This is a genomic window from Cytobacillus sp., from assembly GCF_032154635.1.
Classification (GTDB): domain Bacteria; phylum Bacillota; class Bacilli; order Bacillales; family Cytobacillaceae; genus Cytobacillus.
In genome coordinates, this window is sequence record NZ_JALDXW010000021.1 from 13970 (window position 1) to 29697 (window position 15728).

The following is a 15728-nucleotide window of genomic DNA, read 5'->3' on the forward strand; positions in this document are numbered from 1 at the left end:
TGAGGAGCTAATGAAAAGAGCATTCACATGCGTGTGTGAATGCTTCTTTTAATTGATAAACTTTAATACGGACTTTACGATAAATCTGGTCAAAAAAATAAAGAGGCTCCACTAAATCTATACCGTTATCAATGACATCAAACATTTTCCTCTTCTTTTTAGCTGACTTATTTCGTATTCTACATTTCATAGTATACTTAGCCCTCCTGCTCTACTTGTACGAAAAAAAGATGGCATAGGTTTCATGATATTCTTTTATTATTGTTAAATTTTAAGGGAGAAATAAAATACGGAAAGTAAATACTATATGTATATTTTTTCACAAAAATAGCTAAAAAAGGAAAATCTTAAATAGAAGGGCTAACATCTTTTTTATTATTTGAGGCGAATAACTGGCCGTTCTTACCCGAGCGTTCCAGTACATTTGCGTGTTCATAGGCTTGGTGAATGCAATTAAAAATGGAGGATGTATAGTAAGAGGTATTCCATGAAAAACTTCCATTGGAATCAGATGGATAGATTGAAACAATCCATGTATAGAATTCATTTTCCCTTTCTCTTAGTTGTCCTTCAAGAGCAATAAGCCAATGAGTTGGTATCGTATGTTGTCTTGTGCTTTCTTTAAAATGATAAAGGTCGTTTAATCCAATTGGAATTAATGCTTTTTGATAAAAATCTCTATAGTTTTCCAACTTCTTTTTCCCCCTCCTTTCTTTTTTCTGAAAAATTGCTGTCACTTACATTATTATATGTTAATTCTCGCCAATATTTCGAATGAAATGTTAAAATTTTTCGAAAATTGTTTTAGGATTGTAAAAGGAGGAGACCTATTCGGAGCCCCTCCTTATTTTTAAGAATTCCACTCATTTACTTTTTGATCAGACGGCAGAAGTAGGGTAAGCAATCCTAATAATGGCAGAAATCCCATCATAATCATTGTGTTTGTAATACCAATGATATCAGCTAAATAACCAATGACTATTGACCCAACGGCACCCATCCCAAACGCAAGTCCAACGGTTAACCCAGCCATTGTACCGATTTTTCCTGGAACAAGCTCTTGAGCATATACAACCGTTACAGAGAAGCTCGACATTAAAATAAAGCCTGTCAGTAAAAGTAGACAAAAGGCAGCAATTGGTGGAACAAATGGGATAAGAATGGTTAGAGGTGCTGAGATAATCATTGACAAGAATATGATTAGTTTCTTTCCAAAGCGATCTGCCAATGGACCACCAAAAAAAGTACCAAGTGCACCTGCAACTAAAAATGTAAAGAGAAAGATCTGGGATTGCTTGATTGAGAATGAATACGTTTCAATTGTGTAAAATGCATAGTAGTTTGTCATTCCAGAAATATACCAAGACCGTGCAAAGATTAAAAAAAGGATTAAAATTAATGAAAACCATACTGCATTTGAGAGCCCTTTTTGGTTTGAATTCCCATTTTTATTTTCCTTTTTTTGTGAAACATTTTGTGTTTCTAATGTTTTCGTGTACCAAAAAGCAATATATAGAAGCAGACAAACCGCGACAGCAGCAACAGCAGTAAACCAGGCTGCCCCAATTTGTCCTAGAGGGACGAGAATTAATGCAGTAATAAGTGGTGCCATTGCTTGCCCGCTATTCCCGCCTACTTGATATATGGATTGGGCCAGGCCGCGGCGTGAACCAGCTGCTAAATAGGCAACTCTAGAACCCTCAGGATGGAAAATAGCAGAGCCGAGACCAATAAAAAGAACAGAAATGACAATCCATTCAAATCCTGGTGCAAGTGCAAGGCCAAGTACACCACACATTGTGAAAGTTAAGCCAATTGGCAATGCAAATGGCATTGGTTTCTTATCTGTCATCATACCAATAACTGGCTGTAGAATCGAAGAAACCATATTTAGCGCAAATGCAATCAATCCCAGCTGTGTAAATGAAAGTCCCATAGACTTTTCCAATATGGGAAACATTGCAGGAATAATTGCTTGAATGGAATCATTTAAAAGATGACAAACTCCGATGATAAATAGTATTTTGTAGGATGTTTCACGATTTTGTATCATTGTTCGGGCAATGGCTGCTGTGTTGCTCATTATTCAGGACTCCTTCTTAAATAAGTTTTAAATAAAATTTTGGGTCTCTAAATATATATAATACAAGATTTCAATTTTTTTCAATATTATTTTGAATATTAAGTAATCGAAAAAGGGATTACTGACCATTAAATAAGGAGAAGAGCCAAAAGGATTGGCTCTTCTTCTATATTTATTCCTGTTTTTTAAGTGGTAAAAAGATATCAACCTGAGTTCCCTTATTCTCTTTACTTGTCAGGTGAATTTCTCCGCAAAATGACTGGATAATCCTTTTGCAAACGACTAGGCCAAGCCCTGTTCCAAACTCCTTAGACGTGTAGAATGGCTGAAAGATTTTCTCCAGTGCTTCATCAGGAATCCCCATTCCAGTGTCGGTTATTTTAATATGACATTTGTTCGGAAGCTCAATAAGCTTGATCGTTAACAATCCGCCAGCTTCCATCGATTCAAAAGCATTTTTAGTTATGTTAAGCAAAACTTGCTTCAATTGATCTTTTGTGCAGTCAATCAAAAGCGGTGTATCTGGAATAATTGAATGATATTTAATATTATTTAAATTTGCTTCAGAAATGATTAATGGTTCGATATCAACAATGATTTTTCGCAGATCCAAAATTTCCGTTTTTTGAGCAGTAGGTTTTCCTAAAATAAGGAACTCGCTTACAATTTCATTAATTCGGTTAATTTCATCATTAATAACAGAGAAGTAGTATTGGTCTTGGTCATTGGTATATTTTTCACTTAAAAGCTGAACAAGGCCTTTAATTCCTGTAAGCGGATTTCGAATTTCATGTGCTGTACTTGCTGCTAATGTTCCAACAAGTTCAAGCTTTTGAAGTTCATTTTCCTTTTTCTCTTTTGCTGTCTGCCTTTTAAGCATTAAATATTTGATGAAAAGAAATAGGATATGGAATCCAAAAATAATTTGAATAATAACCAAAATGGCATTTTTCATTAATTCATTTATGTTTCGTGGCGGAATTTCAACTTTAATATTCCAAGGGACTCTATCTATTGACTTTGAAATTGAACGATTGTTAGGTAGATCACCAGGCCCATTCATATTAATATCCATGATTACGGCCCCATTTGGATTGGTCACAGAAAGCTTTGTGTCAGGAGTCAAGACTCTCATTATATTTTGAACGTAATCTATTCTCAAGTGTGCGATCAAAATGTACACTAAATCGCCTCTTCTGTCTAAAACAGGTTTTCCAATGCCGATAACCTTTTGACCGTTTATTAGTGTTTCCTGATGATCAGAGATAATGAGGTCCTTTGTGCGGTTAATTTCTTTGATGTATTCATTTTCGGATAAATTTGCGTTTTGTAGAAAGGGGTTAGAGCCGGTAATAACAGTTCCCTTTGGATCAAGTAAATAGATCCCTCCATATCGTGGGTCCTTCCAATGTGTCTTAAGTAGAAGCGGCTCGATTTTTTCCGGTGTTTTTGCAACAGTTTCTGCAGTTAAAGCGAGTATATCCAAAGATGTAACGGTTTCCGAAATAAACTGATCCCAGCTTTTTTGATGAATGGATGCAACCCAGCCAGCCTGCCTTTTTCGTTCGTTGTTATCTTGATCAATTGCTTCGTTAAAATAATATAGTAGACTAATAAGAATTGGAACAATAACAATAATAATGTATAAAAAGAAATTATGATTATGTCTTTTCATGTAATGACCCCATATTTGTAGTTTAATACCAGTATAGTATATCATTAATAAAAATTTTTCGTTTTATTTTATCAAAAAAAGGGTTATAAATTGACATATACTTCTTATTTTTTTATAATTTATTTAGAATTCAAGATAATTTAATTCATCATTATAAATACAAAGGATTTGGATAAAGATGAGTTCAGAACAAGTGAACCAGTCATTAAAATTATTTATTGTACTTTCACGTGCCTATCGTGCAGTGAATGAAAATGTTAACAAGCTCATACAAACATATGGACTTAACCCCACTGAATTTGCGGTCATGGAGCTTCTTTACCATAAGGGAGATCAGCCGCTACAGCAAATTGGCGGTAAAATTTTATTAGCAAGCGGAAGTATTACGTATGTAGTTGATAAGCTTGAACAAAAGGGATTATTAAAAAGAGTTGCCTGCCCAAAAGATAGACGAGTTACTTATGCCCAAATTACAGAGAAGGGCAAGTCCTTTATTGAGGATGTATTTCCGGACCATGCGAAGCAGATTGATACGCTTATGTCGAAACTTTCAGAGGATGAGAAGGAATCGGCAATTACGATTTTGAAAAAGCTGGGCTTATCACAGTCATGCTTTGAATAGTGATCAGTGTGAAACACGGCGCAACGATGGCCGTGTTTTATTTTTTTAATTTATTAGCCAGTTAGCAGGAAATTATTAACGGCTGTCGAAATGCTTTAAGTGGGTTTTTAATTAGCGTAAATAAGGGGGCAATCGAATGAGCTTTTCCAATTATACATATACTCGTCCAAATATGGATGAGATCAGCAGTCAATTTGAAACAGCGATTAAGAAATTTTCTGAAGCGACTTCAGCAGATGCACAAAATCAAGCGATGAAGGAAATCAATGATATTAGAAATGACGTTGGGACAATGTCCAATCTCTGTTATATTCGCCATTCAATAGATACGAATGATGAGTTTTATAAAGCAGAACAGGATTATATGGATGAAATTCAGCCTGTTATTGAAGGGTTTGTTACTAGGTATGCTGAAGAACTGGTTAAGTCTAAATTTCGCTCAGAATTAGAGGAGAAGTGGGGCAGTCAATTATTTGCCTTAGCTGAAGCCCAATTGAAGGCATTCTCACCAGAGATTGTGCCGCTGCTACAAAAGGAAAATAAACTTTCATCTGATTATACAAAATTAATTGCCTCAGCAAAAATCGACTTTGAAGGGGAAGAACGTACACTTGCCCAAATGGAGCCATTTGCGGAATCTACTGACCGTGAAGTGAGAAAGAGAGCGAATGAGGCAAGATTCGGCTTTTTAGCAGAAAATGAGCATGAGCTTGACCGTATTTACGATGAGCTAGTAAAAGTTCGTACCGAAATCGCTCAAAAACTTGGGTATGATAATTTCGTTGAGCTAGCTTATTTACGAATGATGCGTACGGATTATGATGCAGCCATGGTGGCGAAATTCCGTGATCAAGTCAAAGAATTCATTGTTCCAATGGCGACGTCGCTCAAAGAACGTCAAAGAGAGCGTATCGGAGTAGACAAGCTGAAATATTATGATGAAGCCTTTAACTTTAAGACTGGGAATGCTGTTCCAAAAGGAAGTCCAGAGTGGATTGTTGAAAATGGGCAAACCATGTATGATGAGCTTTCCAAAGAGACAGGTGAATTTTTCTCCTATATGAGGGAAGAGCAATTAATGGATCTAGTTGCGAAAAAGGGGAAAGCTGGCGGAGGCTATTGTACGTATATAGAAAATTACAAAGCGCCATTTATTTTTTCGAACTTTAATGGGACATCTGGAGACATTGATGTTCTAACTCACGAAGCGGGGCATGCTTTCCAAGTCTATTCCAGCCGCCATTATGAAATCCCTGAATATAATTGGCCAACGTATGAAGCATGTGAAATTCATTCAATGAGCATGGAATTTTTTACATGGCCATGGATGGAGAGGTTCTTTAAAGAAGACACAGAGAAGTATAAGTTTTCTCATTTAAGCAGTGCATTGCTATTTCTACCATATGGGGTAGCAGTTGATGAATTCCAGCATTGGGTGTATGAAAATCATACAGCTACACCATCTGAAAGAAAGTCTGCGTGGCGTGAAATTGAGAAGAAATATATGCCGCATAAAGACTATGATGGCAATGAATATTTGGAAAATGGCGGCTTTTGGCAGCGCCAAGCACATATTTATAATTCACCATTCTATTATATCGATTATACGCTTGCACAAATTTGTGCCTTCCAATTTTGGAAGCGTTCAAGAGATAATCAGGAAGAGGCATGGAAAGATTATGTCCACCTATGCAGCTTAGGCGGCAGCAAGGCATTTACTGGCCTTGTAAAAGAAGCAAACTTAATTTCTCCATTTGAAGAAGGCTGTGTCGAGTCAGTTGTTGGGGTTATTGAAAGCTGGTTAAACTCGGTGAATGATAAAGAATTGTAAAAAAGAAGAGGCTGGCTCAAAAGATTGTTAAAAAGCAATCTTTTTGAGTCAGCCCCTTTTCCTTTTATGGCAGTATCTGTATCATTATTTCATCATTCTCGAGAACCGCTTGAAGCGGTTGTTCACTATGATGATCGATAATAAAATCAGCTAATTTATCTTCTAATTGATCTTGAATCACTCTTCTTAATGGGCGAGCTCCAAAGGCAGGGTGATAACCAAGTTCGGCTAGCTTTTCCTTCACATCTTCTGTAACCGAAAGCTGGATGTTTTGTTCTTTCAATGTTCCTTGGAGATCTTTTAGCATCAGCTCGACAATCTTCAGTAAATGTTCCTTTTCAAGTGATTTAAACTCGATAATGCTATCAAATCGGTTTAAGAATTCTGGTTTAAAGAAATTTCCTAAGGAGTCTAGAATACTTGCTTCTTTTATCACTTCGTTGTTCATTGCAAATCCAACATGGATTTCCTTGTGTTGAACGCCTGCGTTACTTGTCATAATAATGACAGAATCTTTGAAGCTGACTGTTCTGCCTTGGCTATCGGTCAATCGTCCATCCTCAAGAATTTGCAGGAACATATGCTGAACATCTGAATGCGCCTTTTCAATTTCATCTAGCAAAATAATGCTATAAGGATTACGGCGAACCTTTTCTGTCAATTGGCCAGCTTCTTCATGTCCAACATATCCTGGCGGCGAACCAATAATTTTTGAAACACTATGCTTTTCCATATACTCACTCATATCGAGGCGAATCATGGCGTCTTTTGATCCAAATAGCTCTTCTGCAAGTGTTTTTGTTAGCTCAGTTTTTCCGACACCAGTTGGACCAACAAACAGGAAGGAACCAATCGGACGATTTTTTGCTTTTAATCCGGCACGGCTTCTGCGGATCGCTTTTGTTACTTTCTGAACCGCTTCTTGTTGTCCTATTACCTTTTGTGACAAGTTTGCCCCAAGATTTTGCATTTTTAATTGCTCATCTTCCATTAACTTGCCTACAGGGATGCCAGTTTTCTTTTCTATGATTTCTTGAATATGCTTGACTTCAACAAGTGGACGGGAGGAATGGTCCTTTTTGTTCAAGGCGTTCTCGAGCTTTATTTCTTCTTCACGAAGTTTAGCTGCGTCCTCATATTTTTCTTCTTTTAAGACAATCTCTTTCTGTTTACTTATCTCTTTTAATCGTTTTTCAATTTGATCGATCGATGCAGTGTCAGAAATTAAATTTAGTTTAGACCCTGCTTCATCCATAAGATCAATGGCTTTATCAGGAAGGAACCGATCCTGAATATAGCGGCTTGACAATTGGACACAGGCACGGATGGCCTCATCAGTAAATGATACTTCATGATAATCTTCATATTTCGATTGGAGACCTTTAAGAATATTTATGGCTTCATTTTCAGTTGGCTCTTGTACGTGAACTGGCTGGAATCGGCGCTCAAGCGCTGCATCCTTCTCAATTTGACGATATTCCTTTAAGGTAGTTGCTCCAACAACTTGAAGCTCTCCTCTTGCTAAAGCAGGCTTAAGAATATTTCCGGCATCCATTGATCCTTCAGCAGAGCCTGCGCCTACTAGTAAATGAATTTCATCAATAAAGAGAATGATATTCTTTCTTTCTTGTAACTCACTAATTAATTGCTTCATTCTCTCTTCAAATTGACCGCGAATGCCAGTATTTGCAACTAAAGAAGCCACATCGAGCAAATAGACTTCTTTGTTCAAGAGTTTTTTAGGGACTTTTCCTTCTGAAATTAGTAACGCAAGTCCTTCGGCAATTGCTGTTTTACCTACACCAGGTTCTCCAATTAATACTGGATTATTTTTATTTCTTCTATTTAATATTTCAATCACACGATCCACTTCTTCATTACGGCCGATGACAGGATCAATTAAGCCTGCTCCCGCTAGCTGAGTTAAGTTACGTCCAAAGTGATCAATAAATCCTCCAGAACGCAAATGGTTCTTTTTATTTTCCTTTGAACGCTGATTTTCTGCAGATCCTTGAGAAGGCATCATTTGTTGAAAGAAATGATCAAATGGCATTTGATTGAAGCTAGAAAAGCCACTTAAATTAGGGCCAAAGGAGGCTCCGATCTTGTTCTTTTCTTCCTGATAACAGCTTTGGCAAAGGATTAGATTGCTTTCATTTCCGTTCATATTCACTCTAAATTTAATATTGGCTTCGTTTTGCTGACATTTTTGACAAAGCATATTGAAAACCCTCCTATACTTTTTGACTTTGACTATATTTGACTTTATGGATTCATTATACTTTGACCTTTTTTGACTTTCAAGTATTTTGTATTGGAAATGATTGGGCTTATTTTAGTAACACAGGTGGATAATTTACTTTATATACACAGAAAAAGCTCGTCTTAGTTTGTCCCTATGTTCATATATTGGTTGGGAGGGAGGAGATATTAGTGAAAACAAACTGGGGTGCAGCCTGTCAAATTGCTGCCGTTTATGTAGGGACGGTAGTCGGTGCTGGGTTTGCAACTGGTCGAGAAATTGTAGAGTTTTTTTCTCGGTTTGGATTTATTGGATTTGTTTCAATATTAATGAGCGGTTATATATTTGTTTTTCTTGGTTCGAAGGGAATGCGAATCGCAGCTCGTATTCAAGCAACATCCTATCAGGAATTGAATGAATATTTATTTGGAAGGCAAATTGGTTCCATCATCAATATCCTCATGCTTTTGATGCTGTTAGGTGTGTGTGCTGTCATGCTGGCAGGAGCAGGTGCAGTATTTGAAGAGCAATTGGGATTTACAAAGAATATGGGAATATTTTTAACCATTGGCTTATCTATTGTTGTCATGGTCGTGGGGATTAAAGGCATATTTGCTGTTAATACTTTTGTAGTTCCAATGATGATTGCCTTTAGTTTTTTTCTAATGATTCTTTCTATGAAGCTTCCTAACTTTACTGAACGGCTATTATTTATTCCATTTGCTGAAGATGGCTGGAAAGCCGTCGTTGCTCCTTTTTCCTATGCAGCCCTTAATTTAACATTGGCACAAGCCGTTTTAGTTCCGGTAGCAGCAGAAATAAAGGATGATCGGACAATTAAGTGGGGAGGCATCCTTGGGGGTGCAGCTTTAACGGTTATCCTCATCTCAAGCCACCTGACATTAGTAATGCTCCCGAATCTTGAAAGCTACGATATTCCGATGGGGGTCATTATGAGAACAGTTGCTTCTTCATTTTTCTGGGTATATGCATTAATTATTTATGGTGAAATATTTACGTCGGTTATTGGAAATGTGTTTGGAGTAGAGCGGCAGGTGAGAAAGTATTTTTCTGTTCCGAGTATTGTTACGGTTACGATTATTTTTCTGATTTGCTATTTTATTAGTTTTATCAATTATGGGACTTTGCTTTCTTACTTGTATCCTCTTTTCGGATATATAAGCCTTATTTTTATTGTATTATTATGGATGAAGCCTTTTGAAGAAAAAAAAGACCCGTAATATTTCGGGTCTTTTTCTTTTTACTTAGTGACAATTGTCTTGGCCATTTGTAGGAAAGCATCTTTATCATCTGAATCATTTTTAGAGAAGATTGTTAATTTAATTGGCTGTCCCTCATTTTTAATTACATAAGCTGTTACTATATCTGCATCCTTTGACGTTTCTATTGCAAGAGAATCTTTAAAGAAATCCTCAGTTGGTGCGTCAATTGTTTCAATTTCTTCATTGATTGCAGCTAGCTGCGCTTTAGCATTTTCAACAATGGATTCCCATTGCATATCAGTAGGCAGCATTTCAATTCGCATAAATACTTCCCCATTTTCAGATAAATATAAGCTATCTTTATTAGGCTCCTCAGCAGTTAATTCATATTGAGGTAGCACATACAATGAATAATTCTGATTATCGCTTTCTTTTAAGTAGGCAGTTTCTTCTTTTGTTTCGCCATTCATCTGATATTGAAGCTTTTGTTCAGGATCTCTGGAACCTTCGTCCTCTTTATTATTTTCAGAACCTATTTCAGTATCCTTATCCTTATTTTTATCTGCTTCATCCTCATTTGTTGTATCTGTTCCATTTTGCTCTACCTGCTCAACCTTTTCAGAGGTAGTATCTCCATTTGATCCATTGTTATTGTTCTCATTCGTTCCGCATCCAGTAAGTAAAACACCGAGTATACTTGTGATAAGAAACCATTTTGCGATAATTTTCATTTTGTTTACCTCCCGTTGTGACAATTCATTCTTTCAAAAGAGTAGACTTCAGATGTAACGATAAAGTTACAAGGCATGTCCCCTTTGATTCATACATTAACATTCCTGCATTTTTTGAACAACCTATTTTCTTAAATAAGTACTAATAGAACGGAAAAATGAGAAATAATAGTAAATCAAATAGTAAATGAGAAACGATAACGAGTGGCATACTCTTCTTCCATGAATAAAGAAAGCCCCAATAGATCCCGGCAATGAAAGCGGCGAATGCCAGTATCCAGTGTGTGGAGTATAAATGAACAGATGCATAAAGAATAGAGGATAAGAAAATGCCAATTGGGATCGTTGTGTTATTTAATATTCTTTTTTGTACAAAACCTCGCCAAAAAATTTCTTCTCCAGGAACTGCAATTAAGATGAGAACAATGTAATGCCAAAGCATGGTAGGTGAGTATCGTCCATATAATTTGGATATTTCTTTAGAAAAAGGGAGATTAAACAGCTCAATCAGGCTATTGCCTGCCCAAAATATACCGAATAAAAATAACCCAGATAAGGCACCGTAAAATATGTAAGAAGAAAATGATAATTGATCCTCAACTTCTTCATTTAATATAGAATAACTTATTAAAAACAATAGTGACGCTGTGAAAATATACCAAAACACAGCTTTGTCTTGAAAAGTAAAGTACATTAATACATGTGCTAATAGTACCCCGATTACTAGTCGAATATCGGTTGTAAGTTTCTTCAACCGTACAAACCCCTTTCTAATCATTCTCTTATACGAGAAAAAAACACTGTTTTCTAATAACATACCTATTTTAACAAAAAAAAGTTGAAATGGAAGGAAAAAGGTTAGTTGTGAAGTTTCCAAAATTAAAATGGTTGAAAAATGTTCATCCTATAAAATGAAAGGGGTGAGATGATGACGAAAAATAAGCGTGAAAAAGAGCGTGCTTGGACAGTAAGAAAGCAGGATCAAAACCCACATGGGAAAGTGAAATCGCTGAAAGAGCTTTCGCGAGAAAAATAAAAATATGCAAACTATGTTATTAAAAATAAAAAGCAGCCATACGCTGCTTTTTATTTAATATTTGTATGCGTTTACAAAAAATCACAAAGGAGCTTCTTTGATAACTTTATAGTTTTTATGATTAACGACCGTTCTTTGTTCCAGTTCAAGATCGCGGTAATTATCCATATAGGATAAATCGACAATAACAGAATTTTCGTTTACCTTTTCGACAATTCCTTGTAGACCTTCACGAAATTCAATTATGTTGCCAACTTCAGCTTTCTTCAAATGCCTCTCTCCTTTTCTACATTCATTCAATAAAATGATTACTAACAGTTTGCACTAATTTTGTCCTTTCGTAAAGAATAATGTGTTTTTTTGGACTATTTTTCATAATCTAGACAAGGTTTTTTCTTCAAGTATGTAATATTTTTCAAGAATGTGGGGGTTACACGTAAAATGAAAGTACGATAAAATAAGAATAAATATAAATGTGAAGGTGCATGGAGATGAAGGAAGAACACATACAAGAAGTATTGGATAAATTAAAGAATGGTGAACTAACAGAGTATTTTGTTTCAAAGGAAGATTTTCTTTCTGTTCGTAATGTACTTGTTAAACGAGAAGATTTTAAAAACTTTAGAGGAGTTGCTAAAAGGGGAGGGGATGTCCTCTATACGTATTTAGAAACACCGCGAAGTTAATACGATATTCAATGTATAAGACATTTGGACGATGTTCCAAGTGTCTTTTTGTAATAAAAATTTTATTATACAAAAGTTGAAATTTAAAAGGTAAAGGGAGAAAACGTCAAAATCAGATCCATGTTTTCTTCTTTTGCATTTCCTATATAATTAATTGTATTTTTAATTTTCAAAATAGACTAAAATACTATATATTAATAATAGTGGAAAAATAATCCTGCTAGGAGGCCAAAATGATAGAATTAAAAAATCTTCAAACCGAAATTAGGAAGGTAATGATAGGAAAAGAAAAAGAGGTTGAACTTTTTTTTATCTCCTTATTATTTAATGGTCACATTTTAATGGAAAGTGTCCCAGGAACCGGGAAAACAATGCTTGCTAAAACATTTGCGTACACAATTAATGGAATATTTTCAAGGATTCAATTTACACCAGATGTATTGCCAAGTGATGTAACTGGAATTCAATTTTTCAATCCTAAGAAACAAGAATTTGAATTTAAACCTGGTCCGATTATTGCCAATATTGTACTTGCAGATGAAATTAACCGAGCAACTCCAAGAACACAGTCGAGCTTGCTTGAAGTGATGGAGGAAAAGCAAGTGACGATTGATGGACATACAATCCCTGTTTCTGATCCATTTATGGTTATAGCGACGCAAAACCCGGTTGAATCACAGCAAGGGACATTTCCGCTACCAATCGCTCAAATGGATCGTTTCTTTATGAAGCTGACGATGGGATATCCAACCTTCGAGGAAGAAAGGGAGATGATTCAACTATCAAGAGATGAAAGAGATGAAAAGCATGTTGCTTCAGTATTAACGAATGCTGACATTGAAAAATTAAGGAGCCTAGTAAATACTATTAGATTTACTGATGAGGTTGAAACCTATTTGCTGCAAATCGTAAGAAAGACGAGAGAACATCCTTCCATTGAATTAGGAATCAGTCCACGTGGAACATTAGCATTAATGAAGGCATCCCAAGGACATGCATTTTTAAAGGGGAGGACCTATGTCATTCCTAATGATATTAAAGAGATGATTCCTTACGTATTAAGTCATAGAATATTTTTAACAACGGAAGCGTCTCTAACAAAAACGGCTGAAAAAGTTCTTCAAGATGTGATTGAATCGATTCCAGTTCCAGTTGAAGCAGGGGCATAAGAATGGAATGGAAGAAATATTCAGTAGAAGATAATTATTTATCACTTACAGGGATATTGGCGATATTTTTATTTTTTGCTAGCTTCTATTTTCAGTCTTGGCTAGTTTTTTTAACAGCCGTTACAATATTAATTCTAATCATGGCTAATTCATTTTATTTAAGGCATATAGGTAAACATCTTCATTTCGAAAATATTATAGAAAGAAATAAATTTTTTCCGGAAGAAAAAGGAGAGTGGGTATTAACCTTTGTGAATAAAGGACTCCCAATAATGAAGGGCAATTTACGAGTATATTTCGATGATAATGTCACACCAATGGATGGCTTTGGAGAGAAGAGGCCCAGTCAGTTTGAGGTGAATGTCCCCTTTTCACTAAATTATAATGAGAGTAATACTTTGAAGATTCCTTTTACCACTAAAAAAAGAGGAGTCGCGAAGATTAGACGACTCGAATGGCATATTCCTCATTTTTTTGGTTTGGGAGAAACTGTATTGGAGTATAAGAGCTTAATGATGCAAGAGGCACTAGTTTACCCATTGCCTGTCACGGTTAAAAATATGAGTACATTTCTCTCAAATCGACCGGGAGAATCCTATGTCCCTCATTCTTTATATGAAGATTACTTATCACCTGCAGGTACAAGAGAGTATGTTTATACTGATGGTTTCAACAGAATTAATTGGAAAGCTAGTGCAAGAATGCAAACCTTGCAGACCAAAATTTATGATCCAGTAGCTGAGGCTGGCTGGAATTTGTCGCTTAATATTGCAGATGGTCATGCTATTACGAGTAAGCTAGAGCAACTATTAAGCAGTGCTGCGGAATTGGCATATTTTTCAACGAAGCAAAACATCCCATTTTCCTTATGTATTAACATTCGGATTGCAGGGGCAATCCCATTTTACTATATTCCAGCTGGCACTGGAAAAGAACAGCTACAAAAAGTACTTGAAGCTTTGGCTATTGTAGATCAGCATTCCTCCATTCTTCCTTATGATAAAATGCTATCCTATTATTATCGTCATTTGACTGAACAGCCTTATTTTATTCATGGTGGCAAAAGTACACCCCGTTCGGATGTGTTATTTAACTTAATTCACAAGAGAGGAGCATCGCTATTAGAGCTTTACTTGCATGATGGTGAAGCGATGCTTAAGTTAAGACAAGCCCCAATGAAAGAAGTGATAGCGACATGATAAGGAGTTTTTGGAATGTGATGTTTTTACTTGTAATTGAAATCATTTTTGGTGCTCTTGTCATCTTCCCGTTCTATTCGCTGCAGGGAATGAAAGTGCCCCTCTTATCTTATTTTATTGTCCTGCTTATTAGCTGCCTATTATTTCTATTTTTACTGCAAAGATTTAAGGAAAAGGGAAAGATGTTATTTTTTGTCCTATTGTTCCCGATTATCATTATTGGAGGATATGGATTGAATTTCCCTGTCCTATTCAGTCTGCTTGTTAGCTTTTTTGTTTTTTGGCGAACAATATCTCATGTAAATGAGCAAGATAAACAAAATGAAGGGAAATGGATATTATTTACTATCCTTCTTGGTATTTTTGTTATTTTCTTTTCAGGAATTTCATCCCCTGCAAATATGACAACAATAAGTGTCTTGATGATTGCTCAAGTGTTATTTATAATAATTGGCGGTTTTATAAGACGCTGGCTTAGCTTAGATATCGAAATAAAAAATAAAAAGCAATTTATTCTTCCCTTTTTATCCATTCTTTTATTCATAGGTATTGTAGGAAGCCTACTTACAATAGGGATGAATGCGATAAGAGGACTGTTTTTTTCATTTCTTCACATAGGGGTTAATATAATTGCTTTTATTACAAAGCCTTTCTTTAACTGGGCAGAGTCACAGGATTGGTCCGAACAGATTGAAAAGCTTACTAGTAGTCAGGATTCAGATGAATCTTCTGTGGCACAAAAGGAGCTAATGGAGCTTGAACAGAATGTATTTCTAGATCCTACCATTATAGCAACGATTATTATTATTGCTACCTTACTATTCTTCTTCCTCTATATCTATAAACGAAAAAGAAAAGATATTGGCGAAGAACAGAAAATGAATGTCCCTGGCTTTAGCACTGAAAGATCCATTTTAAATGATAGTACAGCATTTTTTCGAAGAACAAAGACAACACCACCCAAAAATCCGATTCGCAAAGAAATTTATGCTTTCGAACGCTTTGCAAAAAAAATGGGTTTAGGAAGGTGGCCGTTTGAATCCTTACCTGAATGGTTGCTTCGAATGGGGATTAACCATTCTAGTGACATCATTACAATTTATGAAAAGGTCAGGTATGGTGAAAATCATCTTACCAGGATTGAAGAAACCTATTTTAAGGAGGAAATTGACAAAACGAAACAACAGTTAAAAACAATGAAAAAAATCAATAAACATGTATAAAACGTTTA

Annotated in this window: 16 protein-coding genes; 8 read left to right on the top strand and 8 right to left on the bottom strand. The window is 35.8% G+C overall.

Annotated features, from left to right (window positions below; translation table 11 throughout):
* Nucleotides 1-7 precede the first annotated feature (7 nt).
* From RUH74_RS15030 to RUH74_RS15045, 4 genes are all read right to left on the bottom strand, one after another.
* Nucleotides 8-190 carry a hypothetical protein gene (locus RUH74_RS15030; protein ID WP_313801366.1) on the bottom strand — a complete coding sequence of 61 codons (183 nt, stop codon included), beginning with the start codon at nt 188-190 and terminating at the stop codon, nt 8-10.
* Between the two features lie 157 nt (nt 191-347).
* Nucleotides 348-692: a hypothetical protein gene (locus RUH74_RS15035; protein WP_313801368.1), complete on the bottom strand. Its 345-nt coding sequence runs from the start codon at nt 690-692 to the stop codon at nt 348-350.
* 158 nt (nt 693-850) lie between these two features.
* Nucleotides 851-2083: an MFS transporter gene (locus RUH74_RS15040; protein WP_313801370.1), complete on the bottom strand. Its 1233-nt coding sequence runs from the start codon at nt 2081-2083 to the stop codon at nt 851-853.
* A 172-nt stretch (nt 2084-2255) separates the two neighbouring features.
* Nucleotides 2256-3758 carry an ATP-binding protein gene (locus RUH74_RS15045; protein WP_313801372.1) on the bottom strand — a complete coding sequence of 501 codons (1503 nt, stop codon included), beginning with the start codon at nt 3756-3758 and terminating at the stop codon, nt 2256-2258.
* Between the two features lie 178 nt (nt 3759-3936).
* On the opposite strand from RUH74_RS15045, the gene RUH74_RS15050 reads away from it, so the two are divergent.
* Together RUH74_RS15050 and RUH74_RS15055 are read left to right on the top strand one after the other, a co-directional pair.
* A complete protein-coding gene (locus tag RUH74_RS15050; RefSeq protein ID WP_313801374.1) occupies nt 3937-4380 on the top strand; it encodes a MarR family winged helix-turn-helix transcriptional regulator in 444 nt (147 codons plus the stop codon).
* A 136-nt stretch (nt 4381-4516) separates the two neighbouring features.
* Nucleotides 4517-6211, top strand: coding sequence for a M3 family oligoendopeptidase (locus RUH74_RS15055; protein ID WP_313801376.1), 1695 nt, complete (start codon nt 4517-4519; stop codon nt 6209-6211).
* A 64-nt stretch (nt 6212-6275) separates the two neighbouring features.
* Here the strand turns inward: RUH74_RS15055 and RUH74_RS15060 are convergent, their stop codons facing one another.
* Entirely contained in the window at nt 6276-8432 is a 2157-nt protein-coding gene (locus RUH74_RS15060) for an ATP-dependent Clp protease ATP-binding subunit (protein ID WP_313801378.1), read from the bottom strand.
* A 212-nt stretch (nt 8433-8644) separates the two neighbouring features.
* Between RUH74_RS15060 and RUH74_RS15065 the strand changes: the two genes are divergently transcribed.
* Nucleotides 8645-9694, top strand: a complete 1050-nt coding sequence (locus tag RUH74_RS15065; RefSeq protein ID WP_313801380.1) for a YkvI family membrane protein — start codon at nt 8645-8647, stop codon at nt 9692-9694.
* A gap of 20 nt (nt 9695-9714) precedes the next feature.
* On the opposite strand, the gene RUH74_RS15070 is transcribed toward RUH74_RS15065, so the two are convergent.
* The gene (locus RUH74_RS15070) at nt 9715-10407 is read right to left on the bottom strand and encodes a hypothetical protein (RefSeq protein ID WP_313801382.1); all 693 of its coding nucleotides are present in this window, start codon (nt 10405-10407) and stop codon (nt 9715-9717) included.
* A 142-nt stretch (nt 10408-10549) separates the two neighbouring features.
* Entirely contained in the window at nt 10550-11161 is a 612-nt protein-coding gene (locus tag RUH74_RS15075; protein ID WP_313801384.1) for a CPBP family intramembrane glutamic endopeptidase, read from the bottom strand.
* Between the two features lie 174 nt (nt 11162-11335).
* Here RUH74_RS15075 and RUH74_RS15080 point away from each other — a divergent pair, with 174 nt between their 5' ends.
* Entirely contained in the window at nt 11336-11443 is a 108-nt protein-coding gene (locus RUH74_RS15080; protein ID WP_313801492.1) for a DUF6254 family protein, read from the top strand.
* 81 nt (nt 11444-11524) lie between these two features.
* Here RUH74_RS15080 and RUH74_RS15085 read toward each other — a convergent pair whose 3' ends face one another.
* Nucleotides 11525-11713 carry a YkvS family protein gene (locus RUH74_RS15085; protein ID WP_313801386.1) on the bottom strand — a complete coding sequence of 63 codons (189 nt, stop codon included), beginning with the start codon at nt 11711-11713 and terminating at the stop codon, nt 11525-11527.
* Between the two features lie 221 nt (nt 11714-11934).
* Between RUH74_RS15085 and RUH74_RS15090 the strand changes: the two genes are divergently transcribed.
* The 4 genes from RUH74_RS15090 (at nt 11935) to RUH74_RS15105 (ending at nt 15720) form a co-directional block, all read left to right on the top strand.
* Nucleotides 11935-12129 (top strand): hypothetical protein, encoded by a 195-nt coding sequence (locus RUH74_RS15090; protein WP_313801388.1) that lies wholly within the window; start codon nt 11935-11937, stop codon nt 12127-12129.
* A 233-nt stretch (nt 12130-12362) separates the two neighbouring features.
* Nucleotides 12363-13298 carry an AAA family ATPase gene (locus RUH74_RS15095; RefSeq protein WP_313801390.1) on the top strand — a complete coding sequence of 312 codons (936 nt, stop codon included), beginning with the start codon at nt 12363-12365 and terminating at the stop codon, nt 13296-13298.
* A 2-nt stretch (nt 13299-13300) separates the two neighbouring features.
* Nucleotides 13301-14497: a DUF58 domain-containing protein gene (locus tag RUH74_RS15100; RefSeq protein WP_313801392.1), complete on the top strand. Its 1197-nt coding sequence runs from the start codon at nt 13301-13303 to the stop codon at nt 14495-14497.
* Between the two features lie 17 nt (nt 14498-14514).
* Complete coding sequence (locus tag RUH74_RS15105) at nt 14515-15720, top strand: hypothetical protein (RefSeq protein ID WP_313801394.1); 1206 nt, start codon at nt 14515-14517, stop codon at nt 15718-15720.
* Nucleotides 15721-15728 lie beyond the last annotated feature (8 nt).

Bases quoted from the DNA above. Each gene is read 5' to 3' on its own strand.
- RUH74_RS15070 (WP_313801382.1), bottom strand. From the start codon at position 10,407: ATGAAAATTATCGCAAAATGGTTTCTTATCACAAGTATACTCGGTGTT.
- RUH74_RS15045 (WP_313801372.1), bottom strand. From the start codon at position 3,758: ATGAAAAGACATAATCATAATTTCTTTTTATACATTATTATTGTTATT.
- RUH74_RS15040 (WP_313801370.1), bottom strand. From the start codon at position 2,083: ATGAGCAACACAGCAGCCATTGCCCGAACAATGATACAAAATCGTGAA.
- RUH74_RS15055 (WP_313801376.1), top strand. From the start codon at position 4,517: ATGAGCTTTTCCAATTATACATATACTCGTCCAAATATGGATGAGATC.
- RUH74_RS15030 (WP_313801366.1), bottom strand. From the start codon at position 190: ATGAAATGTAGAATACGAAATAAGTCAGCTAAAAAGAAGAGGAAAATG.
- RUH74_RS15095 (WP_313801390.1), top strand. From the start codon at position 12,363: ATGATAGAATTAAAAAATCTTCAAACCGAAATTAGGAAGGTAATGATA.
- RUH74_RS15100 (WP_313801392.1), top strand. From the start codon at position 13,301: ATGGAATGGAAGAAATATTCAGTAGAAGATAATTATTTATCACTTACA.
- RUH74_RS15060 (WP_313801378.1), bottom strand. From the start codon at position 8,432: ATGCTTTGTCAAAAATGTCAGCAAAACGAAGCCAATATTAAATTTAGA.
- RUH74_RS15090 (WP_313801388.1), top strand. From the start codon at position 11,935: ATGAAGGAAGAACACATACAAGAAGTATTGGATAAATTAAAGAATGGT.
- RUH74_RS15080 (WP_313801492.1), top strand. From the start codon at position 11,336: ATGACGAAAAATAAGCGTGAAAAAGAGCGTGCTTGGACAGTAAGAAAG.
- RUH74_RS15050 (WP_313801374.1), top strand. From the start codon at position 3,937: ATGAGTTCAGAACAAGTGAACCAGTCATTAAAATTATTTATTGTACTT.